The organism is Orientia tsutsugamushi str. Boryong, from assembly GCF_000063545.1.
GTDB classification, from domain to species: domain Bacteria; phylum Pseudomonadota; class Alphaproteobacteria; order Rickettsiales; family Rickettsiaceae; genus Orientia; species Orientia tsutsugamushi_C.
On record NC_009488.1, the window covers coordinates 1,447,839 to 1,474,122 of the forward strand.

At 30.4% G+C, this 26,284-nt stretch carries 22 protein-coding genes and 1 pseudogene; 18 read left to right on the top strand and 5 right to left on the bottom strand.

What is annotated here, in order from left to right:
- Positions 1-1,183 precede the first annotated feature (1,183 nt).
- From OTBS_RS10515 to OTBS_RS06955, 7 genes are all read left to right on the top strand, one after another.
- Positions 1,184-1,354, top strand: a complete 171-nt coding sequence (locus OTBS_RS10515; RefSeq protein WP_157866413.1) for a hypothetical protein — start codon at positions 1,184-1,186, stop codon at positions 1,352-1,354.
- Between the two features lie 99 nt (positions 1,355-1,453).
- On the top strand, positions 1,454-2,095 hold the full coding sequence (locus OTBS_RS06930) for a superoxide dismutase (RefSeq protein WP_011944910.1): 642 nt from the start codon (positions 1,454-1,456) through the stop codon (positions 2,093-2,095).
- Between the two features lie 40 nt (positions 2,096-2,135).
- Positions 2,136-5,027, top strand: a complete 2,892-nt coding sequence (locus OTBS_RS06935; protein ID WP_011944911.1) for a 2-oxoglutarate dehydrogenase E1 component — start codon at positions 2,136-2,138, stop codon at positions 5,025-5,027.
- Positions 5,027-6,304 (top strand): 2-oxoglutarate dehydrogenase complex dihydrolipoyllysine-residue succinyltransferase, encoded by a 1,278-nt coding sequence (gene odhB, locus OTBS_RS06940; protein ID WP_011944912.1) that lies wholly within the window; start codon positions 5,027-5,029, stop codon positions 6,302-6,304. The genes OTBS_RS06935 and odhB overlap by 1 nt, the downstream gene beginning before the upstream one ends.
- 5 nt (positions 6,305-6,309) lie before the next feature.
- On the top strand, positions 6,310-7,788 hold the full coding sequence (locus tag OTBS_RS06945; protein WP_011944913.1) for a hypothetical protein: 1,479 nt from the start codon (positions 6,310-6,312) through the stop codon (positions 7,786-7,788).
- 292 nt (positions 7,789-8,080) lie between these two features.
- Complete coding sequence (locus OTBS_RS06950; RefSeq protein ID WP_011944914.1) at positions 8,081-9,382, top strand: MFS transporter; 1,302 nt, start codon at positions 8,081-8,083, stop codon at positions 9,380-9,382.
- A 157-nt stretch (positions 9,383-9,539) separates the two neighbouring features.
- Positions 9,540-9,788, top strand: coding sequence for a YraN family protein (locus tag OTBS_RS06955; protein WP_011944915.1), 249 nt, complete (start codon positions 9,540-9,542; stop codon positions 9,786-9,788).
- 467 nt (positions 9,789-10,255) lie between these two features.
- Here OTBS_RS06955 and OTBS_RS06960 read toward each other — a convergent pair whose 3' ends face one another.
- From OTBS_RS06960 to OTBS_RS06985, 5 genes are all read right to left on the bottom strand, one after another.
- Positions 10,256-11,080, bottom strand: a complete 825-nt coding sequence (locus tag OTBS_RS06960; RefSeq protein ID WP_011944916.1) for a cytochrome c oxidase subunit 3 — start codon at positions 11,078-11,080, stop codon at positions 10,256-10,258.
- 181 nt (positions 11,081-11,261) lie between these two features.
- The gene (ruvB, locus tag OTBS_RS06965) at positions 11,262-12,239 is read right to left on the bottom strand and encodes a Holliday junction branch migration DNA helicase RuvB (protein WP_011944917.1); all 978 of its coding nucleotides are present in this window, start codon (positions 12,237-12,239) and stop codon (positions 11,262-11,264) included.
- Positions 12,239-12,856 carry a Holliday junction branch migration protein RuvA gene (gene ruvA / locus OTBS_RS06970; RefSeq protein WP_011944918.1) on the bottom strand — a complete coding sequence of 206 codons (618 nt, stop codon included), beginning with the start codon at positions 12,854-12,856 and terminating at the stop codon, positions 12,239-12,241. The genes ruvB and ruvA overlap by 1 nt, the downstream gene beginning before the upstream one ends.
- A 244-nt stretch (positions 12,857-13,100) precedes the next feature.
- Positions 13,101-15,242 carry a hypothetical protein gene (locus OTBS_RS06975; RefSeq protein ID WP_011944919.1) on the bottom strand — a complete coding sequence of 714 codons (2,142 nt, stop codon included), beginning with the start codon at positions 15,240-15,242 and terminating at the stop codon, positions 13,101-13,103.
- Positions 15,243-15,625: 383 nt separating this feature from the next.
- Positions 15,626-16,810: a multidrug effflux MFS transporter gene (locus OTBS_RS06985; RefSeq protein ID WP_232488966.1), complete on the bottom strand. Its 1,185-nt coding sequence runs from the start codon at positions 16,808-16,810 to the stop codon at positions 15,626-15,628.
- A gap of 414 nt (positions 16,811-17,224) precedes the next feature.
- On the opposite strand from OTBS_RS06985, the gene OTBS_RS06990 reads away from it, so the two are divergent.
- From OTBS_RS06990 to OTBS_RS07035, 11 genes and pseudogenes are all read left to right on the top strand, one after another.
- Positions 17,225-17,410, top strand: coding sequence for a hypothetical protein (locus OTBS_RS06990; protein ID WP_041621303.1), 186 nt, complete (start codon positions 17,225-17,227; stop codon positions 17,408-17,410).
- A gap of 736 nt (positions 17,411-18,146) precedes the next feature.
- Positions 18,147-18,425 carry a transposase gene (locus OTBS_RS18460; RefSeq protein WP_410517967.1) on the top strand — a complete coding sequence of 93 codons (279 nt, stop codon included), beginning with the start codon at positions 18,147-18,149 and terminating at the stop codon, positions 18,423-18,425.
- A 261-nt stretch (positions 18,426-18,686) separates the two neighbouring features.
- A complete protein-coding gene (locus tag OTBS_RS07000; protein ID WP_011944921.1) occupies positions 18,687-22,124 on the top strand; it encodes a sodium:solute symporter family transporter in 3,438 nt (1,145 codons plus the stop codon).
- 16 nt (positions 22,125-22,140) lie between these two features.
- Positions 22,141-22,320 (top strand): annotated as a pseudogene (locus OTBS_RS12800) (transposase); the annotation flags it as partial.
- A gap of 102 nt (positions 22,321-22,422) precedes the next feature.
- Complete coding sequence (locus tag OTBS_RS07005) at positions 22,423-22,623, top strand: hypothetical protein (protein WP_011944470.1); 201 nt, start codon at positions 22,423-22,425, stop codon at positions 22,621-22,623.
- 130 nt (positions 22,624-22,753) lie between these two features.
- Positions 22,754-23,992 carry a tyrosine-type recombinase/integrase gene (locus OTBS_RS07010; RefSeq protein ID WP_080571797.1) on the top strand — a complete coding sequence of 413 codons (1,239 nt, stop codon included), beginning with the start codon at positions 22,754-22,756 and terminating at the stop codon, positions 23,990-23,992.
- Positions 23,993-24,117: 125 nt separating this feature from the next.
- Positions 24,118-24,453, top strand: coding sequence for a hypothetical protein (locus OTBS_RS07015; protein ID WP_011944246.1), 336 nt, complete (start codon positions 24,118-24,120; stop codon positions 24,451-24,453).
- The gene (locus OTBS_RS07020; protein WP_011944688.1) at positions 24,453-25,004 is read left to right on the top strand and encodes a TraE/TraK family type IV conjugative transfer system protein; all 552 of its coding nucleotides are present in this window, start codon (positions 24,453-24,455) and stop codon (positions 25,002-25,004) included. The genes OTBS_RS07015 and OTBS_RS07020 overlap by 1 nt, the downstream gene beginning before the upstream one ends.
- Positions 25,001-25,402 (top strand): hypothetical protein, encoded by a 402-nt coding sequence (locus OTBS_RS07025; RefSeq protein ID WP_011944247.1) that lies wholly within the window; start codon positions 25,001-25,003, stop codon positions 25,400-25,402. The genes OTBS_RS07020 and OTBS_RS07025 overlap by 4 nt, the downstream gene beginning before the upstream one ends.
- Positions 25,403-25,513: 111 nt before the next feature.
- Positions 25,514-25,978: a TrbI/VirB10 family protein gene (locus OTBS_RS07030; RefSeq protein ID WP_011944248.1), complete on the top strand. Its 465-nt coding sequence runs from the start codon at positions 25,514-25,516 to the stop codon at positions 25,976-25,978.
- Positions 25,978-26,268 (top strand): hypothetical protein, encoded by a 291-nt coding sequence (locus tag OTBS_RS07035; RefSeq protein WP_011944249.1) that lies wholly within the window; start codon positions 25,978-25,980, stop codon positions 26,266-26,268. Before OTBS_RS07030 ends, OTBS_RS07035 begins: the two co-directional genes overlap by 1 nt.
- Positions 26,269-26,284: the final 16 nt, after the last annotated feature.

The following is a 26,284-nucleotide window of genomic DNA, read 5'->3' on the forward strand; positions in this document are numbered from 1 at the left end:
AAAAATTGCTACTTATATTTTTTAATATTATAGAAGTTAATTTATCTCATAAACAATCTTGAATTACTACTTTTACTCTAATTTAACATTTATTTTTTATTTCACAATTAGATAATATTAATAAAATAAGAAATAGAGCATATATAGTTAGAGTAAGCATTACAGCAATAGTTAAATAGAAAAATAATCATGTCCTATAAATCTATAAATGATATATTGCTCTACTGAAAGCAAATGAAAAAGGAGTGTAGAAGTTAATTGCTTTATAAATTCATATTCTAAGACTAAAGTGTGTAAACATGTTTAACAAAAATTGTGCTTAAAGAGGCTTGAGTAATGTGATGCCAAAGCATCACATACTAGTTGTATATCCAGAGGAGCTAATATGTGCAGTGTGAGGCAAACCTACTAGATAAAGAGTTAGAAATCTATAGCTAGGATAGGCAGCATAAAGAGAAATTGAGATGTTGAAACCTATCAACAAACTTATCGAAAAGATAAGAGCGAATTATCATGCCGCAGTGAAAGCTAACATATAGGTAGCTCAGAAAGTGATAAACACCAAAGGCTGAGCTAGTGACCGTATAGCGAAAGCAGAATGCTTAACTGAAAACTAACTGATACAGTTGAATACTGTGGTTGAGTGGTAGTGGTAGCATGATAATAAGAATATATTAAGTAACTGGAGAAGTTTTACTCATTCCAGAAAGAAAGATTCTAGAGCAATGTAGATTCTATACTAGTAAACTATGAAATAAATTGAAAATGAGAGGATGACGGAGTAGCGTGTATTAGCAATGAAGCATAGTAATGCCTGTAGAGTAAAGGCGCAATACTGATAACATTATTCCAACAACAATGGAGGTAATGAAGAATGATAAAAAAACGTCTATAGAATTACAAAACCTGAGAAGGAAAATATATATCAAAGCTAAAGCTGAAAAGCAATTGCAATTTTGTGGATTATATGTACATCTATATAAGATAGAAACACTTAGATAAGCCTACAAGATTGCTAAGAATAATAAGGGAGTGCTAAGAATAGATTGCGTTATCTTTGAAATGATAGAGTTAGCTGTGGTTGAAACAATTTCTAGAAAATATATAAACAGCATTGCAAGCCAAAAGCTATTATCTACAAAGGAAAAGAGTTAAGATAATCCCTAAAGATACTGGAAATAAAATGAGAAATCTATCTATACCAACTACCAAAGATAGAGTGGTAGAAGGAGCACTAAAGCTTATTTTAGAACCAATATTTAAAGCTAATTTTCAACCTGAATCATATAGATATTGCTCTAAACGAACTGCAGCTGAGGCTATAGAAACAGTTACAATATCAGCAATCAAATAGATACTTAATTTATAACAATTTATTGATATATTGATAGCAATAAGATGATATAATAATATTAATTATATCACATAAATAATATATGGAGTATTGTGTAATATGACTTTTTCTAAAACTGCTAATCAAACAAGTTATCCGTTTAAATTAATGGAGTTGCCATATTCTAAAAATTCAATGGAGCAATATATATCAAGTGAAGCATTTGATTACCATCATGGTAAGCACCATGCTGCTTATGTTAATAACTTAAATCGATTGCTTGAACATAAAGCTGAATTACAGCAAAAATCGTTAGAAGATATTATCTTAACTTCATTTAATTCCGAAGGAAGCAAAGCTATATTTAATAATGCAGCACAAATTTGGAATCATAATTTTTTTTGGCATTCGATATGCAATAATAATGCAACTAAACCTGAAGGAAATTTTTTACAAAAAATCAATCAGGATTTTGGTAGCTATGAAAATTTTACTAATCAATTTCAAGAGCTAGCACTTGCGCAATTTGGTAGTGGTTGGGTCTGGTTGATATCTGAAAATTGTAAGCTAAAAATTATAACCACATCTAATGCTGAATTGCCAATAATTTATAATCAAATACCGTTATTAACTTGTGATGTATGGGAACATTCTTATTATATTGATTATCGTAATAATAGGGCAAAATATTTACAACAGTTTATAGAGCATTTAGCAAATTGGCAATTTGCTGAACAAAATTTTTTGAATTCTATTAAGTGAGCAAAGTAAAAATAAATTAAGTAGATTAAAAGAGGGCTATGTGAGCAGCTGTAATTCTGTAAATCAAAGTTTTTTATTTAGACAAAATGCTGAGTATATTGAGCATTTACATCAAAAATATCTTAAAGATCCAGCTTCTATAGATAGCAGCTGGATTACTTTTTTTCAAGAGTATTGTCGTAATGAGTGTGAACATCCTATTGTTGTTACTAATAAATCTGAGCTTAATTACAACAATTTTAGGTTTAAGTTAGCATCTAATAATGGTGTAGGAAGTGCTATATCTTCAACCACAAACAAATTAGATGATCTTGATAGTAATAAGCAGCTGATTAATTTGAAACAGCTGCAAATTCAGCAATTAATTGAAGTTTATCGATCTAATGGGCATTTATGCGCTAAACTTGATCCTTTGAATTTGCAAGAGCAAAAAACTAAGGAACAAGCTCATCTTAGTTTAAACTATTTTGGATTATCAGAATTTGATCTTGATAAAAACTTTCATTTTACACTATGTAACAATTTTGCTCAAGTATCAAATTTAAGAACATTAATTAGTCAATTAGAACAAATTTATTGCGGTAATATTGCTGTTGAGTTTAATCATTTAACAGATCGTGATGAAATTGATTGGTTATATGATCAATTAGAGCAAGTATCTTTAAATTTAAATGATAATATCGACAGAGAGTTATTACTAAAAAACTTAATATCAATTACAGGATTTGAAGAATTTTTGCATACAAAATTTGTAGGCGCAAAACGTTTTTCTATTCAAGGAGCTGAAGCGTCAATAGCTGCGGTTATTGATGCTATTGAACAAGCTATTGATTATTGTATAAAAGAAGTAGTAATTGGTATGGCTCATAGGGGAAGGTTAGTTACCTTAGCTGAGGTAGCTAAGAAACCGCATTATGCTATAATATCAGAATTTATGAATGAAGTTCATATAAATGATAAAAACATTTCAGGTGATGTTAAATATCATATGGGGTATTCTGGCGTATATACTGGTAAAAATAATAATATTAAAATATCATTAACTCCTAATCCTTCTCATCTTGAAGCAGTAAATTCAGTAGTTGCAGGTAAAGTTAGGGCAAAGCAAGATGATTTGGAAGATATTGAACGTAAGCAAGTGATGGGAATTTTAATTCATGGTGATGCTGCTTTTAGCGGGCAGGGGGTTGTAGCAGAAAGCTTGCTATTATCAGCACTTAAACCATATGCTGCTGGTGGTATACTGCACTATATCATTAATAATCAGATAGGGTTTACAGCTAACACTGATGAAATTTATCCAGGGCAATATACCACTGAAGTTGCTAAAACTATTAAAGCACCTATTTTTCATGTTAATGGAGATGATCCAGAATCAGTACTGAAAATAACAGCAATTGCTATGGCATATAGGCAAAAATTCGCTAAAGATGTTGTTATAGATATAATTTGTTATCGTAAATATGGTCATAATGAAGGCGATGAGCCAATGTTTACTCAAGCTTCAATGTATAATGTTATTAAAAATAAAGTAAGTGTTACAGAACTCTATGCTCAAAAACTGATTAATCAGAAATTCATACTTGAATCTGATTATCAAGATATGAAAAATCAATTTAAAAATTTCTTGAATGAGCAGTTTGAGATAGCAAAAACTTATCAACCAACTTTACCATTAAATGATAATAACAATACATACAAGACAGCTGAGATTAATTCAGAAGAATATGGAAAAATACTAACTGGAGTAAAAAAAGAGAGTTTATTAGCACTTAATCACAAATTATGTACTATTCCACCTGAATTTGCTATTCATTCGCGATTAAAAAAAATACTGAGTGACCGTTTAAATAAGGTAGCTATTAATGAACAAGTTGATTGGGCAACAGCTGAGCAATTAGCTTTTGCTAGCTTATTGATTGAAAAAACTCCAGTAAGATTAACTGGACAGGATGCAATACGTGGAACTTTTTCTCATAGACATGCAGTATTATATAGTCAATTGGATCAGAGTAATTATATTCCTCTTAATCATTTATCTCCAGATCAAGCATATTTTCAAGTAGCTAATAGTCCATTATCTGAATATGCAGTACTTGGGTTTGAATATGGTTACTCACTAGTTAATTCTAGGCAGTTAGTGATATGGGAGGCGCAATTTGGTGATTTTGCCAATGGAGCTCAAATAATCTTTGACCAATTTATTAGCTCAGCTGAAACAAAATGGCAAATGAAGAGTAATATAGTTTTGTTATTGCCTCATGGATATGAAGGGCAGGGGCCAGAGCATAGTTCAGCTAGAATTGAAAGATATTTACAGCTAGCAGTTAATAATAATATTCAAGTAGTATATCCAACTACTCCGGCATCATTTTTTCATTTATTGCGCAGGCAAATTATTGGTAAAATTTTTAAACCTTTAATAGTTATGTCACCAAAATCATTATTAAGACATAAGTTGGTGTTATCAAGTCTAACTGACTTAGGACCTCAAAGCTATTTTCAGGCAATAATTGATGAGATTGATCCATCTATTCAAGGAAAAATCAAGAAAGTAATTATCTGTAGTGGTAAATTGTTTTATGATCTTTATGAGTTTAGAAATAAAAATAAAATTGCAAATGTAGCAATTATTAGAATAGAACAATATTTTCCTTTTCCAACTGAGTCATTATCTACAATTTTGGCAAAATATTCAGTATGTGACGAAATTATATGGTGTCAAGAAGAACCGCAAAATATGGGAGCTTGGACGTTTATTAAGCCTTATTTAGAAGATATTATTGATAAAGCTAAAAAACATATTAAATTAAAGTATATTGGTCGAGATAGTGCTTCAGCTCCTGCAGTAGGATATAGTTATCTTCATAATAAGCAGCAGCAGGAATTAATACAGTGCGCTTTTAGTATAGATATAGGAGAAAGAATATAATGACAGAAAAAAATAAGGAAACAAATATAGTGTTGCCATCACTTGGAGAATCAGTATCAACTGGGACAATATCTAAATGGCATAAAAAAGAAGGGGATATAGTCGCGCTAGATGAGAAAATAGTAGAGGTAGAAAGTGACAAAGTAGGAATAGATATTAACGCTAATGTACCTGGAAAAATAACTAAAATTTTAAAAAACGAAGGCGATAATGTTGAGGTTGGAGAAGTAATTTGTGTTATTAGATCAGATGTTTTACAGAAAGAAATTCATAGCAGTAAAAGTAGTGAGATTGATATAAATCTATCAATCTGCGAAGATATTATTTCTGCTAATAAATTGTCTCCTGCTGTTGCTAAAATGGTAGCAGAGCATAAAATTAATCCTGAGAATATTAGCGGTAGTGGAAAAAATAATAGAATTACAAAAGGTGATATTATTGATGTTATAGATTCAAACTTAAATAATAACAATATAACATCAACAAAAGATATACAAACTCAGCAATTACAGATATCAACATTAATACGTGAGACATCAACGCAAACAGCATCAGTGTTAACTGATGTAAAAGCTAGTAGAACAATAGAACGAGTGAAAATGACTAGATTGAGACGTACTATTGCTCAACGCTTAAAAGATTCTCAAAACAATGCTGCTATTCTATCTACCTTTAATGAAGTTGATATGTTTAATGTATCGGAATTAAGGAAAAAATATAAAGAAGAATTTGAAAAAAAACATGAAATTAAACTTGGTTTTATGTCATTTTTTGTTAAAGCAGCAACTGCAGCTTTGCAAGAGCTTCCAATAATTAATGCTCAAGTTGATGGTTATGACATACTATATCACAATTACTGCGATATAGGAGTAGCAGTAAGTACTAATTCCGGATTAGTTGTGCCAATAATAAGGAATGCTGAACATCTTTCTTTTGCTGAGATAGAAATGGAAATTTCTCAGTTAGGTAAAAAAGCTAGAGAAGGAAATTTATCGATTAATGAACTTAGTGGAGGAACTTTCTCTATTACTAATGGAGGAGTGTTTGGTTCATTGCTGTCAACCCCAATTATTAATCCGCCTCAATCTGCAATAATGGGAATGCATAAAATACAGGACAGGCCTGTAGTAATTAATGGCACTATACAAATTAGGCCAATGATGTATATAGTATTATCATATGATCACAGAATTATTGATGGTAAGGAGGCAGTGACATTTTTAACTAAAGTAAAAAGCTATATAGAATCACCAGAAAGGCTATTGCTTAATATTTAATTTTTATGAAAAAGAAAATAACTATTGTTATTATAGTATTAGTAGCTTTAATAACTGTTAATTTTGCTGCTGATGGATGCGGAGAAAAGTCTATGGTATTATCTAATTTTGAATTAGCAGCAAGTAGGCTAGGATTTAATGGTTACAAAACGTCAAACTTAACAGTAAGTGCAACAGAACATCAAGAAGCTCTGTTGAATGTACTACAAATAGCTGGTTATTTTCATTCAGAACAATTGTGGCAAGCTATTAATGCTTTGAAAGTCAAAGATCCTGTGGCAACTTTTAAGCAGATATATTCTGTTGTAAAAGCGTCTGGAGCTAATCAAGATGATCCTAGTAAGTTTGACACTAAAATATTACGTAAAAATTTCGGAGAAGGCACAGAGTTAAGTATACAAGATATTATGGATTTAATTCTTTATTTATCTCAAAATGCTTTTAATAGGACATTTGGTCAAGAACGTAGTGAAGTAGTTGCTCAGAATTGGATGGCAAAGTATAAAGATGAGTATTTGAAAGAAGCCGAAATTTTACAACTCATAGACCGCGAAATTCCAAAATATAAGCATTATGATGTAGCTTGGATTGCTGGTGCATCTCGCTTCAATATGATAACACGTATCATAGACTACTACTATGCAATATCAAAGTATAATATTAAAATCAATAGTAATGTAGCAGTATTAACAGGGAATCGCGAATTATGGGCTAATATTGATGGGGTTGTGCCTACAGTTTTGGAGAAACTAATACATGCTTATCAAACAAACTTAAATTTTGATCTGTTAGACATAGATAATTCAGACATAAAACGTGTTGATGAAGGCAAAGAATATATTCTCAGGTTAGCTAAAAAATATCACATAAAGTTAAATTCATTATCTCCTTTTATTCAATATACTAATTTAAGTGAATGTCCTACTGGGTGTTTTCCCAATAGGCTATATCCAGATTATATAGAGAGTGGAGGCATAAAACTAAATGAAGCTTTGATGGTGCGTGATTTAATAGATACTATTTTTAGTTCTAAAGTTATTACTATAGTTGATGAAACGGTTGGTGTAGATTCATATAGATCTACTACAGAAAGTACTGTACATGATGCAACAATAGAATTCCTTGAGGATGTTATTAATACAAATGAATATGTGAATAAAAAAGAATTTATTATCTTATTTCAGAGCAATAATCCGTTTATTTTACGTCAAACTATTGTTACACAAAGACAAGTTAATGAGGTAGTAGATTATTATAATAAGTTGTACGGTAAAGATTATTCAATACAAGTTGATGGCATAGGCTATAAGTGTAAAGCAGATGTATCGATAATTCATTCTGAGTTTGCAGCATTAGTACTAGAAAAATGGAAGGATGCAACTAATAAAAATAAAAACTTGGCCTCAAAACGATCTATCAATGATTTGCAATTTCAGAATCGAGACCATTCCGAAACAATTTTACCTATGCTTGCTATTTCTTAATAACCAAGTTATTAGCTGTTAACATGACATCTTATGTAGTATATACAAAATAAGAAGTGGGTGTGTTAATACTTGACAATCTGACATATTCTGCCAAAATGCTGGTATATTCTTCTTAGGAATAAATGAAAGGTTATCATAATTTTACTTTATTATAATTTACTCAATTAGGGCAAAGTTTTGTCTTCTAAATATCAATGCATCATTTATTTTACAGAAATATTGACGATTACTTTCTATCATAATCATCGTAGATCAACAAATAATAGTTTAACAATTTGGTTAAAGTTTTATGTATAAAAATAAGCATAGGTTTATCTTTCTTGCAGCAATATTTGGAAATATATTAGAGTATTTTGACTACACGCTATATACAATTTTTGTATTACAATTGGGACAAGCCTTTTTTCCAAAAAGTTCTGAATTTGTACAAGTAATCTCAGCCTTATCTCTATTTGCTGTAGGCTTTCTTGCTAGGCCTATAGGCGGAATATTTTTTGGTTATATTGGTGATAAGTATGGTAGAAAAACATCTTTAGTTATATCAATGTTAGGCATGACAATTCCTACTTTTTTAATAGGATTAATTCCTACTTTTAGCCAAATTGGCTATCTAGCACCACTTGCACTAGCATTATTGCGGTTAATGCAAGGGCTATGCTTAAGCGGTGAGGGAGCAGGAACAGCTATTTTTGTTCTAGAACACCAACATAATTTAAAACCAGGATTAGTTACAGGGTTGGTACATGGGTCCAATACTGCAGGGATGCTACTAGCTGCTCTGGTAGGAATAATAGTTGAAAATTATTATTCTGATATTACATATGCTTGGAGAATAGCATTTTTACTAGGTGGTATTTTGGGGTTAATAGGACTCTATATACGGGTGAAAGTTGCTGAAACTCCAGTGTTTTTAGAATTAGTCAAAAAGAGGAATATATTAAAATATCCACTAATTCATGTTATTAAAACTGCTAAACATAAAATGTTGATAACTTTCTGTGTTGGCGGAGTAACAAGTAGTATTGTATATCTTGTTAAGAGTGTTAATGTTTTCTATAAAACTATATTACATTTTAATAATAGCAGCGCTTTATATTATTTGTTTTATACTTCTTGTATTTTAATGATTTGCATGCCAATATCTGGTGCTATTTCTGATTTTTATGGTCGAACTAAAGTAATGATATGCTCAGTTGCTGCTACAGTAATTGCGGCAGTTGCAGTTTTTTTTCTTATGTCATCAGATATTATGTGGCATCAACTTTTAGGATTGACAGGTCTTGGTATACTTGCAGGAGGAGTCTCAGGAGTATCTTATATATTTATAATTTCATTATTTACTCCTGAACAACGATTTACTGGTATAGCTTTTAGTTTTAACTTAGGTAATGCTATATTTGGCGGTACTGCTCCAACAATTACAACTTGGTTAGCTGGAACAATAAAACATAATTATGGTCCAACACTTGGACATATTGCTCCAGCTTTTTATATTATGACTACTTCAACAATCTTTTTGTTGATAATGTATTTTACATATCACTGGATCAAGGAGTATGATAATCAACAAAATTTCAGTAATAAGCATTAAAATTTGCACTTAACAATGTGCTTTCTTATATACAAGGCCTAATAATTTAAAAAGCTAAGAGTATTGATGATAAGTAGTTACAATTTAGGAGTATTAGCTGAATGGTTAATAATTGCTAGATACAGTGTTAGATTGTACTCTTTCATAGGCTCATAGAATGCGTAATAGTGCTGGTGAAATCGATATTATATGCACTAAAGGTCAAGTTATTGTTTTTATTGAAGTTAAAGCTCGTAGATCAAATTTTGATAATACTATATGTAATCATCAGCAAATTACTAAAATTAGGAAATCAGCTGAGCTATACCTTTATTATAATAGGCAATATAGTAATTTTGATGTTAGATTTGATTTAGCGATAGTCAGACCAATGCAATGGCCATTAATTATTGAAAATGCATGGTAGCAACACAAAGCTATATAGTCATTTACAATGAGGTGTTTGAGCATAAAAAAGCGACAATAGCATCATAAGATTTACTAACAGGATATTTTATACGCAAACTTCATTGTAAATGACTATATAGTTTCACATCATATTGCTCAAGTGTCTTTAAGTTCAATTTTCTTTGGTACTAATCTCTTTCTTTTTTAACTCTTAATATAATCTTGCAAAAATTATCTATTATAAATAGTACACTTTATAATATACTTTTTCATGTTGTGTTATTCCTTTTTTATTTAAATTTTTTTATAACTCAACATTCTCTCTTTGTATAACTTTTTTTCATATTTTCCATTATTCTAATTTAGCGTTTTTAGTGTTAAACACAGTTGTAATACTTACTCTTTTTACATTTTGGAATGCTCATTATATCAAACTTAGGTTATTTAAAGGTATATATTTTTTAGCTGAAATAATTGTTGATATACCTAACTTAAGACATAAACAAATATAAAAAGAAATAACCATACGACATCAACAAAGTGCCAGTACCATACAGCAAATTCAAAATTTAAATGATTATTAGGTTTTATAAAATGTCCTTTTTTAGCTCTAAAATAACATACTGCTAAGAATAGAACTCCTAAAATTACATGCAAACCGTGAGCTCCAGTAATTATATAGAAGTTTGAAGCAAATATTCCATCAGTGAACTTAAATGGTAAATGTATATATTCAAAAATTTGCATCAGTATAAAAAATATACCTAATAATACTGTATAACCTAGAGTTTTAACAGTAATTTCCTGATTGTTTTCAATGATAGCATAGTGTGCGCAACTAACAGTAGTACTTGATAATAATAAGATCATAGTATTCAACAGAGGTATAGTCCAAGGATTAGGAGTTATAATTCCATCTGGTGGCCATATTCCTTTATGCGCTACCCAAACTTCTTCTAAAATACCAGCAGGAAAAAACTTGTTATAAAAGAATGAACAGAACAAACAAACAAAAAAAACTATTTCTGATAGAATGAATAAGATCATACCTATTCGTAAAGAATGCTGAACCTCTTTAGTATGCTGCTTTTCAAGCATTGCTTCCTTAATAACATCATACCACCAACCAAACAATGAGTATAATAAGCATACAACTCCAACTACAAGAGCAACTTTACTAATGGTATAATAGTAGTTATGTATTAACATTGCAGCCGCAAGAGTTGACAATAATAAGGAAAATGATACTGCCAACGGCCATATGCTTAGATCTACAATATGGTATGGATGATTTTTTTTTATATACTGCATATTTTAGTTTGAATTTTTAACTTAATGTAGTTGTAAAACCAAATTAGTGTATAAAAATAGATTTAAATATAAGAAAAGTCTTAACATTATAAAATAACGCAGTTCTAGACTATGTTAAGAGATTTTGCTATTATTATTTTATACTGCATAGCATGTGTTATAGTCAAGATTTAAATGTGATTTAATGTAAATGTTTAAGAGCATTAGCAGTAATAACTCTGCCGCGCTGAGTTCGTTGTACGAATCCAATTTGGATTAAGTAAGGTTCTATCATTTCTTCTATAGTATCTCGTTGTTCTGATAAAGCAGCAGCAATAGTATCAATACCTACTGGTCCACCATCATAATTTTCAGCAATAAATCTTAGATATTTATGATCGCTGCTATCTAATCCTAATTTATCAATTCCTAACTGATTAAGAGCATAATCAGTTATTTGTTGATTTAATGGATTAATATTTTGATAAATTCCGAAATCTCGTACTCTCTTTAATAAGCGTAATGCTATTCTTGGAGTACCACGAGAACGATTTGCAATCTCTATTGCAGCATTAGTATCAAGAGCTACGTTTAACACTTTTGCTCCGCGTTCAACAATTTGAGTTAGTTCTTCACAACTATAAAAATTAAGCTTTAGGTGAATACCAAATCGGTCACATAATGGTTTGCTGATAAGTCCTAATCTAGTTGTAGCACCTATTAACGTAAATTTGGGTAAATAAATTTTTACAGATCTAGCAGATGGGCCTTCACCAATCATAATATCAAGCGAAAAATCTTCCATAGCGGAATATAATATTTCTTCAACATGAATGTTTAGACGATGAATTTCATCAATGAATAAAACATCATTTTTTTGTAAATTAGTTAAAATAGCAGCAAGATCAGCAGCTTTTGACAATATTGGTCCAGCTGTAGATTTTAAATTAACATTTTTTTCTTTTGCGATAATTTGAGCAATGCTAGTTTTACCTAATCCAGGTGGACCATGTAATAGTGTATGATCCAATGATTCATCTCTTTCAATTGAAGACGTAATAAAGATTGTCAAATTACTCTTCATTTGATTTTGGCCAATAAAATCATTTAGCAAACTAGGTCGTAAAACTGTCTCCTGTTCTTCTGATGCTACTTTAGCATCTAATAATTGATTTTTCATTACTTAGCTCTTCGCTGCAAGGCGGTTCTAACTAATTCATTAACTGATATACTAGGAAATAATGCATAAATATCAGACAGTATTTGAGTTGCTTCAGCTCTACTGATACCTAAAGCTATTAAAGCAGTAATAGCATCTGATAAAATATTATCGTGTGTATTACTATCGGTTGATAAAATAGCTAAACTAGTATTATTAGCTATGGTATTAATATTAGCAACCTTATCTCTTAATTCTATCATCAATCTATCAATCAACTTAGGGCCAACTCCTGAAATTGCTTTTAATTGATGCCTATTTTGTGAACTAATTGCTATTTGAAGCTGATGTGGAGTTAAATTAGATAGAATGTGTAATGCCATTTTTGTTCCTATACCACTTACGCTTTGTAGCATATTAAAAGCTACTTTTTCAGTATTGTCTAAAAAGCCAAAAAGGTGAATTCTGTCTTCTCGAACATGAGTTTCAATAAATAGGCTTACAATGCTACCTTCTTCTTTTATCAACTTCATTAAAGTTTTGCCTGAAGAATACACTTGATATCCTACTCCATTAATATCAATTATTAAATAGCTATCAGTTATTGAATCAAGTATACCTTTAAGTTTAGCTATCATGGAAATAGTACTAATTATTTGGCTACTAATAGTACAGTATTATAGACTCACGTAAAAGTAAATATTAAATTTTGTAGTTTTTTGTTACTCTTTAACTTTATTGCTATATTAGAGCTGTTGTATATAAAAGCATGGCATTAAATGCTAGTTAAAAACTAGCATTTGTTAATTTTTATAGTTTGCATATATTTATAAGAATATATTTCAATGTATTACTTAATACTAACTCAGGCAAACATTATTTTTATATAAGCCTAGACTTATTATTCTTCTTATGTGAAGTTGGTATAGCACTTAAATTAAGCTGTTGATCTTTTGTCTGATGCATTTTAATATTGCCGTTTTGTATATTAGATATTACTGCATTGCCAAGCTTTATATCTTGATAGAGATTAAGATTATTCTTATAGTTTATTTGCTGTGCTGAAGCTTGTGAATTTTCACGATTATTATTGAGATGTTCATGTTTATACTTAGTAGTATTAGATTTAGATATTGCTTTAATAGAACTTAGTACAGTAGTTTTGATATTACTTATCTTATTTGCAATTTTATGCCCAAAGGAATTAAATTTAATATAGTTTGTATCAGCTATAGCAGAAGGAGTCATACGACTTTTATATCGTGACAGAATATGCTCTTTTAACCCTGTAAATACTCCACCTGCTTTCAATCCAGCTGCGCCTCTGCTACTACCATGATGTCCAGCTAGAAATTCTGAATGATTAGACAACATTACTGAATTAGCAATTTTAGAACTATCTTGATTTGTAGAACTACATAGCTGTTGAAGGAAATTATTTGTAGCTACCATGCCGGTACGATCTTTACCACTTTTACACATAAGCCATGATATTTGATTTTGGGTTGCATTAGAGCTAGATCTATCAGCTATTGTATCCAATGCTTCATTTTTATGATATCTTGCGGCTCCGTTGGTAGCTGTAATATTTAGTGTGGCTTGGCTTTTTCCAAGCTTGGTAACTTCTACTGATTTAATACCTTTACGCAAGAGTTTGCAGATCTTTCTTTCTTCACCCATTATAGCAGCCATAACATTATGGAATATACCTTGTTTGGGGTTAAATTCTGTATTTAGGCATTCAATATTTAGATTTTTGTCACCAGATAGTTCAACTACTCTTTTAAAATTTGAAGTAGTTATGCGCTTAGCTTCATTTGCATCTGAGTATAAAAATTGAGCTAGTGTACCTGAACGACATTCTAAATGACTATTTTCCAACTTGCCATTCTCACTTATTCCTCTAACTTCAACATAAGCATTTCTTAGTCCTGGCAAATTACGAAGTGATGTAGGAAGAATATGCTTATTATCAGTAATTTTATCGAAGTGTTTTGTAATTAGGTCTTGCTCTAATGTCGATAAACCTTGAAACCATAGTGGAGCTTGTTTCAGTTTCTGAGTTAAAATTGGTTTATAAATATCTGAAACATTTTTATGGTATTTAGATTTCAGATTATTAAGTTCAGCTATTTTGGAACACTCTTGAAGAATATCTTTAGATAATGGAGCAACAATCATTGAAGCAATAACTGGATGCTGCTTATCAGCGCTATTGCTAGTATGAATTTTACTGCCAATAGTTAGAACATGTTCATGCTCGTCGTTAAAATTACAATAATCCCTAATTAATGCAATATTCTTTTTGGATACATCAACAACGCTATTATTGTATTTTTTTAAAGTTTTAAGAGATTGCTCATTAAATTGACGAGATATACTTTCTAGTTTCTTTTCAGTAATGTTTTGTTGCATTATTTGATCTTTAGACTCCTTTAGCAACTCAACTATCTTCTCCTTAGCGTGAGGTGCTAAATTTGAATCTATGTACATGTTAGTAAATTCAAAGCAAGCTCTAGCTTGATTTGCTATTACAGCTAACCAATGTTCTGGAATTTCTCCTGGTTTTTTATCTACTGGTATTCCTGATTCTGAAATACCTTGCAATCTGCAATCTCTTACAATTACTTTAGATGTATTAGATGATCCTAATATAGGTTGAGGAGTATTATATCTAAAATGCATAATACCCTGCTCCGCATCGGCTTTTTGACGACTCATTGTAATTATAGAACTAAAAGCTTGGCTACTAGAATTTGCATCTAATTGAGAGAATAAACGATCAACTAACTTATCTAGTAGCAAAAGATCAGTAGAATGCTGTTCACGCAATTTATTTATGTCAGTTTCTTTAAAATGATCGGCAACAAAACTGTGAACGCTGAGCTGTACATCTTGCAGATTAGCAGCATGATTATTTTTTTCTGATTGTTGATATAGATTATCATGCTGGTTATGTTGCTGAGAAGTATTTATTATTTTATCATCTGAAGAGTGATGATTAAATAAATTTTTTTTATCCATAAATAATTTGTTCTCCTTATTTCAATTTTTGCAGAACTATAGTATTTATGCAAATATTATGGTATTTTTTTAAAAAAAGCAAAAAATACTCATTTTATGAACATAATTTACAAGCTAATGTAACAATAACTATACTTAAATTTAAAAAAACAATGATTTTGATAGTTCTTTTATTATACTATTTGACTGTTATAAAGATATCAAAAATAAATAAAGGAAGTGTAATATGAGTCTATCAAAATTATTACAATAATGGTAATAGTTCAATAATATTTCAATTAAGTTATTATCATATATTAAAAGATTTTAATTTGTATTATTGTCAACTTTCTTATATTGAACCTGGTATTTAAGGACTTTTTTTTAATGTTGTCTTTTACATTTTATAATAATGTGTAACTACTACTTTTGCGTATTATGCTATACCATTTAAGAATCAATAAAGAAGTTAATGAAGTTGCTATTATGAATAATAGCACTGGTAATATTGTTCCATGGTAAAAATATCCTGCCATTTCTACTCCTAATGAACCAAAAAGCATTTCTGATGAACTTAGCAGTGCTACTGCAGCTCCGTAATTGGTAATTGTTGCCACAGATAGTGCTGCTGCATTACCTAAAATAAATCCAATTCCAAACGATGCTATTAGTTTGAGTAATAAAACTATATGCAACTTTGCAGCAAAGTATGTAAAGCTAAAGGTTGATAATATGCCGCCAAATAATACAAATATAACTCCATAAAATAACATTTTTTCTGCTCCATGTAATATCACTAACTTTTGATTAATTATAGAAGCTATCATAAAAGTCCCAATACATGCTATAATATAGTACTCGTAATATCTACTTGGAATATTCATGTCTTTAAAAATGAAAGGTAAAATTACTGAATCTGCCCATAACCACAAAAATGTTAAAGATTGAATGAGCAAATAGCATACAAAATTTTTGTTAACAAGCGCATTCTTAAAGCCAACTTTAAGATTATTAAAATCAAATTTTTTAGTTATTACAGTTAAAGTTTCTTTAAATATAGTTATCAATAACAATAAAGCCGGAAAAGCAATCATAGGAACAACTGCTATTGGCAAATACCACCTATCATCATATGAAGATATTCTATTGCCAATTACTGGGCCAAGTACCGGCGAAAAGGCCATTATCATGTGTAGACGTGACATTATTTTTGCTTGTTCATTGCCTTTGTATACGTCGCTTATGGATGCAAAACTTACTGGTATAGCCGCTCCTGCTCCAATACCTTGTAGAAGTATCCAAAATGCAACCAATTCAATAGATCTAGAGTATATGCAAAAGAAACTAGAAACACAAAAAATAGTTGTTCCTAATAATAAAGCTTTTTTACGACCTATTGCATCAGATAATGGGCCATATACTAATCCTGATAGTGATAATCCTATTAAATTTAAGCTTACAGTCCACATTACTTTATGTTCTGGAACGTTAAATGCGTTTGCTATTCTAGGTAATCCAGGTATATAAATATCAACTGCTAACTGTGTAATAAATATTAATACAGTGACTATTGTTAAATTATATTTCATTATATCATTCTGCATATTATTTCCTATAAAACTTAATTAACTAACAATATTTTATAAACTTTAACAACAATATGCAGTACACTTAAGTATTAATAGATTAGTTATACTATTTTTTATTCTGAAGCTAATGCACTATTATACATACTGAATATTTATAGCAATTCTTGTTAAGAAGGAATTAAAGTATTTCACCAAATATAATATTGCTGGCGCAAGCATAATAATTTCGGCAGTATAATAAATATTAAATTGTCAGTCAATCAACTTCTGTAGAATGTATAATGATTTCTGTAAGTAGTATTTAAGTAGGATTATGATAAGAAAAAGTATGAAAGGTATAGAATAAAAGATATAGAAAGAGAGAATGTTGAGCTATAAAGAGAAATTTTAATAAAATAAGCAGGAAACTAATATATGATTGGAAGAAAATACAAAGAGAAACAATGGAATATAAAAGCAAAATTAGAATATCAAAAAGGATATATTCATAGAGTAACTGACCTAATGGCTTTTAAAAAATTACTTCAAAGTAATACAGATAAAACTAGCAAAAAATTAGCAAGTTTATGGCCTCGAAAGATTTCAAATAGCGCATACTAATGGCAATTAAAAACCTTGGCTATAGCTATAAAAAAGTTTTTATCCTTCAAAAAGAACAGCATGTTAACGCCAGATTAGGATAAGAGAAAGCAGGGAAGGCATAATACAAAAGGTATACAAGAGATAATGTGCAATTATAATTATGTGATATATTAAATATAGTTTTAATTAATAGCCATTTATTTGTTGCTCGCATGTTTGCACATGCAAATTTAGAATAAGAAACAGTTAGAAAGAGATATATATACAAGTGTTACAATGGTCAATGTTCGGGTTATTAAGTATAGTATTATGAACTAATACTTGTAGAAATATGAGCAATAAATAAACTGTTATTAATTGAAATTATATTTAAATATATCGCATAATTTAATTGTGCATTATCTCTCGTAAGCCTTTTACATTATGCCTTCCCTGCTTTTTCTTATCCTAAACTGGCGTTGTTAAGGAATGAGTTCATAGAAAGGATAAGACAATACCAAGAGACAAGATAGTATTTATTGATGAGTTTTGAATAGAAGATAATACATAACTTAACTATGGATCTAGCTCTATATGTAGTCGGGGCTATGGTGAAAAAACTTATCAACATACACGAATGGTAAGTATGATAGCTGGCCTTTCTAATGGTAAAGTTATTGCCCCTTTTTTATTTGATGGTAATTGCAATAAAAGTATTTTTGAGCCCTATGTTCAAGCTATCCTGATCAAAGATTGAACTCCTGGACAAACAGTAATATTAGATAATATAAATTTTCATAAAAGAGTTATGATTAAATCTCTAATAGAATCCGTAGGATGTACATTATTATATCTTCGAACTTATTCTCCAGATTTGAATCTAATTGAGCATTATTGGTTTAAAGTTAAAAATGACATACGCAAAGTATCTCACTTATTTAACGACTTTTTTGATGAAGTATTTTTCATTTTACAATGTGTAACTTCCTTTCAGGATAAGCTATACTTGCTAATTAAGTTAAATGAAATATTTTTACGCTTCTGCAGTCTTTGAATGAGCTGCTTCGTTATGTTGTGCATCAGTAAAGCTATCTATACAACTTGTTTATCTTAGTTATAGAAACTTTTCTACTAAAAGTACGATATTGACAATGCAAATATATTATATCACTAATTAATTAATAAGTGATATAATTAATTAAAAAAAGATTTATATAAGATAAGAAAATCATAAAGCACCATCGTCAAGTTGATTATATCTCATAATGTTAGTTATACAGTTGCAATTGCAATATAGGAAAGGAGTAAGTTTTAAATGCCAGCATTAAATATAGACATAATTTTAGTAGGATTATTCTTGATAGCTAATCTAGTTATAGGGTTATGGTATGGAAAAGACGTGAAGTCTACAAGAGATTATGCTCTTGGTGGAAGAAATTTCAGTACAGCATCCCTTGTTTCGACTCTTATAGCTACGTGGATTGGTGGCAGTACTTTTAATTTTATATTGCATGAGACATATGCACTTGGAATACTTGCAGTACTTGGTATTATAGGGCAAATATTAGGGTTACTTTGTTATCCTTATATCTTAATTCCAAGAATGCAGGAATTTTTTGGTAAGTTATCTGTAGCAGATGTAATGGGAGATTTATATGGTACGCATGTTAGAGTAATTTCAGCTATTTGTTCTATAATTAGAGCATCCACAAGAATTGCTATGCAAATTAAAGTTTTTTCTACAATATTTAATCATTTTTTAGGAATAGATAGTGTATATGCTACTCTAATTAGTAGTATGATAGTTATTATATATTCAGCCTTTGGAGGAATTAGGGCTGTAGTATTTACTGATGTTTTTCAATCTCTGGCTTTTGGAGCATTTATTCCAACTTTAGCAATACTTATCTGGGGAATGTTTGGTAGTTGGGAATCTATAGTAAATACTTTAACAACAAATCCTATATTTGATCCTAAAATATTGTTAGACTATAGTAGTCATAATACACTAAAATATTATGGAATGTTTTTCTATTGTTTTTTGCCTGAAATGAATCCAGCCTTATTTCATAGGGTTTTAATAGCTCGTAATACAGCACAAGCAGCTAAAGCTTTTAAAATTATGATACCTATGTATTTATCGTTTTGCATTTTTGTTGGATTTATAGGATTAACACTGCTATCATCACACCAGAATATAAGTGCTATAAATTTAGTACCATATATAATAGATAGTTATGCATATCCTGGATTTAAGGGATTAGTAGTAATTGGAATATCCGCAATGATTATGTCAACAGCTGATTCATGGATTAACTCTGCTTCTGTGATGTTTGTTAATGATTTGTGTAAGCCTTTAGGATTATTTCAAAATAATGCAAAATTAGAGTTTAAAGCTGTTAGAGTATTTGCAGTAGTTATTGGAGTAGTAGGGTTATATATGGCACTATCACAAAAAACCTTATTAGATATATTATTCCTTGGAGCTAGTTTTTATAGCCCAATAATAGGAATACCAGTAATGTTTACAATTTTAGGATTTAGAACTACCACTAGAGTTATAGTATCAGGTATGATTGCTGGAATCTCAACTACATTTATTTGGAACAAATTTTTTAATGCAGCATTACCAATAGGTGATCTAATGCCAGCAACTATAGCAAATTTTGTTGTAATGATGATAATGCACTACTGTCTTGGGGAGCCAGGAGGATGGGTTGGACCTAGTGATCGTAGGCCACTAAATGTTCTTAAAGAAAAACGCAAGCAACAGATTAATTCTATTTCAAGCTTCTTTAAGTCTTTATCTCATAGTTTTAGCTGGGATAATATTTGCGCTTACTGCAATAATGAAACATTCCGTGGTAGGCATTATTATATTGAGTACTCCGTTATTACAGCAGCATCATTAATGGTTATGTCATTATGTGGACAGGTAGAACATAATATTGCCTCAGCTTGGTTAGTTACAAAAGTGTCAGTTATACTTTTAGGGTTAGTGATGACTACGGCTTTGCTATATAATAATAAATGGAATGCAGATTTTCGAACTAAATATTTAGGTCTGATTTGGCATATTACGATATTTTATACTTTAGTATTTAGTAATACTTTATTAACTATGATTGGTGGTTCATCTCCAATATTACTAATGTGTTTTATATCTAACTTAGTTGTAGCAGGAATATTATTACAATGGCATACAGCTTTGTTTATGATATTGTTAGGTGTGCCAGTTGGAGCTAGAGTATTTAACATATTAGCCAGTTGGCGAGGTTACTTAGCTGATTATAATGAAGTTGATAATAATTTAGGAATGTATGTCATATGGGCATTAGCATTATTGACTGCTATACTATTGTTCATTAGATTAAGACAAAATCAATTTGTAGATAACACTAGATCTATGCTAGAGCTAAAAAATGATGTTGATGTTCTTAATCTGCGTTTAAATACTAAAAGCCAAAAAATGGAAATACTTCTTAATACTGAAAAACATATACTTAATAATTTAAGTCATGAAATAAAGTCACCATTATCAGTCGTTCGCACTACTATTAATTTACTAAGCAAATTTTTACCAAAATACTATAAAGATACCCAGATGATTCTCAAAGAAAAAGAAAGAGTATTAACTATGGTAACATTAGCAAATTCTGGTATCGAGAGATTAGTAGCGTACAGCAATAATTTGTTTGATTTATCAAAATTTGCACAAGGGCAGATGATATTTGACATAGAGCTCAATAACTTTCAATTAATGCTAAAAGAAATAATTGCTGAGTGCAACAAAGTAAATGTAGCTGAAAAACATATAATTAGTTTAAACTATGTTCCTCAAGCTGAGACAATGTTTGAATTTGATCATACCAGAATTAAAACTGTGATGCTGAATCTTATTTCAAATGCGATTCAATATTCTCAGTCTGGTTTGATTCTAATTACAGTAAAGCCATATAGATCTGGAGTAGAAGTATCAATTGAAGATGAAGGCGTTGGAATACCAGAAAATGAGCTAGAAGCAATCTTTGTACCATTTGAGGAAAGTAGCAGAACTAAATCTAAGGCTTGTGGCCGTGGGTTAGGGCTAACACTTGCTAAAGAAATTATATTAGCACATCATGGTGAAATTTGGGCAGAAAATCGACCTAATAATAGAGGAAGCAAATTTACTTTTAGATTACCATTACGACAGCCAGAAGGCGGCTTCAATAAAGCTGTTTATAGTAAAAGCGAGGTTTTTGGTAAAATATATAAAGACAGAATAGCAAAATTATTAAAAGGATTTGGTTATGAATGCAACTCTATTAATTCTCTCAAGGAGCTTGAAAATCATATTAGAGTTAATAAAAGCATTTTAATAGTTGATGATGATCAAAATATTTTAGATGCGATATCTTTAGATATATATGCTGAACAATATACTCCAGAACCAGTTAATAATGCTTTTGAAGCTGTTAAGTTGATTAAGGAAAATCCATTACAGTACTCTTTGGTATTACTTGATATGGTAATGCCTGAAAAAAGTGGAGAGCAAGTTGTGCAGGAAATTTATACGGTAACAAAAATGTATGGCATTCCTATTATTATTATTTCAGGTTATAGTCAAACCTATGAAACTAAAAACCTGCTTTATTCCATGGGAGTAGTAGCCTTCATTGAAAAACCTTATACCTATAATCAGCTCCGTAATGTTATCAACCACTATCTTAAGCAAACAATTATTCCCCTTCCTTATTCTTATCTCCCTTAGATTATATCCCTCTTTTATGTTAACTATTAGAGTTCAGATAGGCTTTTTGAAAAGTATATATTGCATCGATTCTACAAAGTTAGCAATTTGTCATAATAAACGTACCTCCAGCAATAGAGTTTTTAACAAAATTTCTAAAATTGGTAAAAGTAGTTATGGCTGGTTCTTAGTCTTTAAGCTTCATCTTATAATCAATAAGATGTGCTATAGGTAAAAATGCAAAGGTAGATCAAATATAAGGGAGAAGAAAAGTTAATTTTTATTAACTTCTATACTTTATAGAACCTACTATTAACTTGTGTTAACTTTTATTAATATTTTTAATCAAGCTTCAACTTTAACTATAAATATATTTCCAATATTTGTCAATATAACAAAAAAATTAAAGCAAAAGGTTGACAAAAGGTTGACAGAAAATTTAGGAAATTGGGGGCCAGTTTTCAATCTAGAGGTTAATCTAATGATCGAAAAATATATACAATCTAGGATTGATAAGTGATTTTCAAGTTATATGTATTATGAACAAATTAGTATAAAAATTTGCTATCAAATAAAAAGTATAATATAGATCATCTGTTTAATTAAACGTAATACTTTAATAATAAATATTAATATTATGTGGGGTGATTATGACTTCAATATCATCAAAGTTTATAAATCGAGCACTACGTAAAATTAAAATTCCTAAGGGAGAAAAATTATTAATTATCCACGATCCAGATATAATAGGACTTAAACTGAAAATCTCATGTACAGTCTGTGGAGGAATAGTAAGAAAAACATGGATTTTAGAACAAAAATATAAAAACCAGAGTTTAAAAATAAGGATAGTGGAATTTCCATATTTATCTATTAAAGAAGCTAGAAAAATAGCAAGAGAATTAAAGACATTAATGGCGAACGGAATAGATCCAAGAGCAGTAAAACATCAACAACAGATAGAAGAAAATGAGAATCGTATAAAAGAAAGAGAAAGAAAAGCTAACGATATTACATTCAAAGAGCTGTGTTATAAGTATATTGAAGAGTATGCCAAAATATATACTATAAACTGGAAAGAGAATGCTGACAGAGTACATACTTATGCACAAGCATTATATGAAAAAAAGATAAGCAAGATTCGAATGAGTGATATTGAACCAATATTCAATGATATCAGCAAAGAGGGAAAATATGCCACAGCAAATGCATTGCTAGCAACCTTACGCACTATATTTAATAAGGCAATAAAATGGGGATTAATAGAAAACAATCCTACTCTAGGGATAGAGCAGCATAAACTGCAAGCAAGAGAGAGACGTCTAAGTTACGATGAAATGGGTAGATTTTTACAAGTATTATGCGGAGAAGCAAGTCCATTGATAAGAGATTTTGCATTACTAGCGTTATATACTGGAGCTAGAAAAAGTAATGTGTTAGAGATGGAATGGGACAATATAGATTTTGAAAGAAAAATATGGCATATACCAAAAACTAAGAACGGAAAGGCGCAAAATATACCATTAACAGATGAGGCAATGGAAATATTGCAAGCAAGGAAATTAATATCTACAAGTAAATGGGTACTACCAAGTTCTACTAGCGAAAGCGGACACTTATCGCATCCAAATACCGCATGGAAGATAATTTGTGAAAAGGCAAGCATAAAAAATTTCAGAATACACGATCTAAGAAGGACGTTTGCAAGTTGTATGGGGGATGCAGGCGAAAGTCAGAGGACAATTAGTATAGCATTGAATCATATTAATCCAAACTCAACAATACCTTATACTATAGCTTGTATGGAGTTAGTACGAGAGTATATGTCTAAGGCTATACAAATAATTAGTGAATGTGCTAGAAGTTATAATATTTATAATACTATCTGACTGATATAAACGTTGTGGTAAGAATAGTGCGATTTCATGTCGCACATGCATATATGAACACTAATTATTGCAGGTAAAATCTGTGTTTGAAGATATTTAGCTAATTTAAACATTATAGTAGCAGAATGAGAAATCTCATGCTACAATTGAGGCTGAAGGTGATTATACAAAATCAAAAATTATGTTGGGCATTATCGAGGCCGTTGAAGTATATGGGTTTGAGCATTGACGAATGGGGAGTAGTGCTAGCTGGAGTAGCTCCAGGAATTGTACTACTAAACAGCAGGCATGCTAAATTAGGCCTAGCCTTTATGGTTGGAGGAATTGCTCTATGTTATTGCTTTAAGAAAATTAAGAAGGTATCTGAGAATTTTTTGCTAAAAAGTTTTTTAGTAGCTAAAGGTTTATTGCCAGCTCCATTAGGATATCCAAGGCTTTTGGGCAAAAAAGTTGGCAAGTAATGAATCATCTCTTTAAGCAAAATGCTATACAAGAGCTGGTTAAATATAATAAATGCTTACTTTCAGTAACTATATTGCTAGCTGCAGCTAATATAATTGCGATAATGGCTGCAATTACCAAAGAAGAAAAGTGGTTATTAATTCCAGCAATGGAGCCTGATCGTAAAATGATGGTTTCATCAAAAAATTACCATGAAACCTATTTAAAGGAATGGGCAATTTATGTAACGAAACTCTTATTTACTACTTCTCCAAATGAGGTAGAAAGACAAATAGCAGACATGAAAGTTGCATCTAGTAATACTGAATCTTTAAATAAATTTTTTCATGATCACTTGCAATTTGTTAAAGGCTCAAATGTGTCTTCAGTCTTTTTTCCGAAGAAGGTTGAAGTGATAAAGGATGGAGTATTAATTAGTGGAACGCTTCGTTATTGGTTTAGCGATAGTAAACATATAGCTGTCGATAAGACTTACCTTTTGACTTACAAGCGAAGTCCTAATTACCTTTTGTTGTTAACTGGCGTTAAAGAGAATGGAATAAAAAAATGAGTATTAGAATTTTGAGGTTTATGATAGGGTTTATTGCTTTAGTCAAGTTTAGTGATGTATATGCGGTAGAATATGAGTTAGAAGTTGATAATTTGCTGAAGCTTGAGATTTCTGATAGTGGGCCAACAAGAATTAATCTTAAAGATGAAAAAATCAATGATATTTTTATGTATCCTCAAAATGCAGCCGAAGTTGTAGTTCATGAGTCTGGATGTTTGTTTATTGCTCCACGAGAAGAAGAAAAGAAGCTTTATTTAACAGTAATAGGAGAACACAAAACAATTCAAGATTTAATGTTAACTTTTACTCCAAAAACTCCAAGCCATGTAACGCTTATTAATGCTGCTACAGAAGAAGCTGAAAAGGATAATTCAAAAGGAAAAATAAAATTAGCTTAAAATGCTAGTTTTTACTTTAAAGCTTGTTAAGCTCAGCATCAAGCATATTAAAACTGCTTCAAAGTAAAATTTCATTATGGAGATATTATTGAAAACAAGGCGGAAGGCTGGTTGATAGGTGAAGATGGACGTTCTGGAATTAAAGGAATCGTGGTAGATAAATCGTCTAACATAGCAAGCATGGCTGCATTAAATGGAGTATTTAGCAATATTGCTAAGTTTCTACAAGCTAAGGCTATTAAACCTGATATGCTACCAACTTTAAACCTAGTAGCTGGAGGTCATCAACAACAAGAGTTTCAGATTGGAGATGCGCTTCAGTCTGGAGCTTACTCTGGAGCTAGTAATGCTTTTGATAAGCTAGCTGATTTTGCTATAAAACAAGCTGATTCTATGAGCCCAGTCGTTCTTATTGCGTCAGGTAGAGTCATCGATGTTGTATTTAAAAAAGGTTTTGACTTACGTGAGCACAAGAAGAAGCCACATAATTTAACTTATTCACAATCAACTAACAATGAAAAAGTTAATTTGCATAATAAATTCGACCAATCACAAAAGTTAGAGGAGCATTTATAATGAAGTTTTTATTATTGCTATTGGGCTGTATGAGCCTAACAAGCTTCTTTTTCGAAAGTAATTTTGATTGTAAAATTCCTAAAGGGCAAAAATGTAAGTCTTTATATGAAATAAAGAAAATGGCTGCTCAAGGAGTTTTTGACCCTGATAATGTTGAGAAAGTTGAAACATCAAAAATTAAATCAAAAAGGCGTTGTGTTCTATACTGTAAGCGATCTAAAGCAGTTCAAGGTGTAGCTGTTGTTAACACTTCACCTAAAAAACCAAAAATGAGTGATATTGCAACTTAAAAATGATTTATGTGAT

Coding starts and splice junctions, on each gene's coding strand:
- OTBS_RS06975 (WP_011944919.1), bottom strand. CDS start 15,242: ATGGATAAAAAAAATTTATTTAATCATCACTCTTCAGATGATAAAATA.
- OTBS_RS07000 (WP_011944921.1), top strand. CDS start 18,687: ATGCCAGCATTAAATATAGACATAATTTTAGTAGGATTATTCTTGATA.
- OTBS_RS07035 (WP_011944249.1), top strand. CDS start 25,978: ATGAAGTTTTTATTATTGCTATTGGGCTGTATGAGCCTAACAAGCTTC.
- OTBS_RS06990 (WP_041621303.1), top strand. CDS start 17,225: ATGATTGGAAGAAAATACAAAGAGAAACAATGGAATATAAAAGCAAAA.
- OTBS_RS06950 (WP_011944914.1), top strand. CDS start 8,081: ATGTATAAAAATAAGCATAGGTTTATCTTTCTTGCAGCAATATTTGGA.
- OTBS_RS06945 (WP_011944913.1), top strand. CDS start 6,310: ATGAAAAAGAAAATAACTATTGTTATTATAGTATTAGTAGCTTTAATA.
- OTBS_RS10515 (WP_157866413.1), top strand. CDS start 1,184: ATGAGAAATCTATCTATACCAACTACCAAAGATAGAGTGGTAGAAGGA.
- OTBS_RS07010 (WP_080571797.1), top strand. CDS start 22,754: ATGACTTCAATATCATCAAAGTTTATAAATCGAGCACTACGTAAAATT.
- odhB (WP_011944912.1), top strand. CDS start 5,027: ATGACAGAAAAAAATAAGGAAACAAATATAGTGTTGCCATCACTTGGA.
- OTBS_RS06960 (WP_011944916.1), bottom strand. CDS start 11,080: ATGCAGTATATAAAAAAAAATCATCCATACCATATTGTAGATCTAAGC.
- OTBS_RS06955 (WP_011944915.1), top strand. CDS start 9,540: ATGCGTAATAGTGCTGGTGAAATCGATATTATATGCACTAAAGGTCAA.
- OTBS_RS07020 (WP_011944688.1), top strand. CDS start 24,453: ATGAATCATCTCTTTAAGCAAAATGCTATACAAGAGCTGGTTAAATAT.
- OTBS_RS06930 (WP_011944910.1), top strand. CDS start 1,454: ATGACTTTTTCTAAAACTGCTAATCAAACAAGTTATCCGTTTAAATTA.
- ruvA (WP_011944918.1), bottom strand. CDS start 12,856: ATGATAGCTAAACTTAAAGGTATACTTGATTCAATAACTGATAGCTAT.
- OTBS_RS07025 (WP_011944247.1), top strand. CDS start 25,001: ATGAGTATTAGAATTTTGAGGTTTATGATAGGGTTTATTGCTTTAGTC.
- OTBS_RS06985 (WP_232488966.1), bottom strand. CDS start 16,810: ATGAAATATAATTTAACAATAGTCACTGTATTAATATTTATTACACAG.
- OTBS_RS07015 (WP_011944246.1), top strand. CDS start 24,118: ATGAGAAATCTCATGCTACAATTGAGGCTGAAGGTGATTATACAAAAT.
- ruvB (WP_011944917.1), bottom strand. CDS start 12,239: ATGAAAAATCAATTATTAGATGCTAAAGTAGCATCAGAAGAACAGGAG.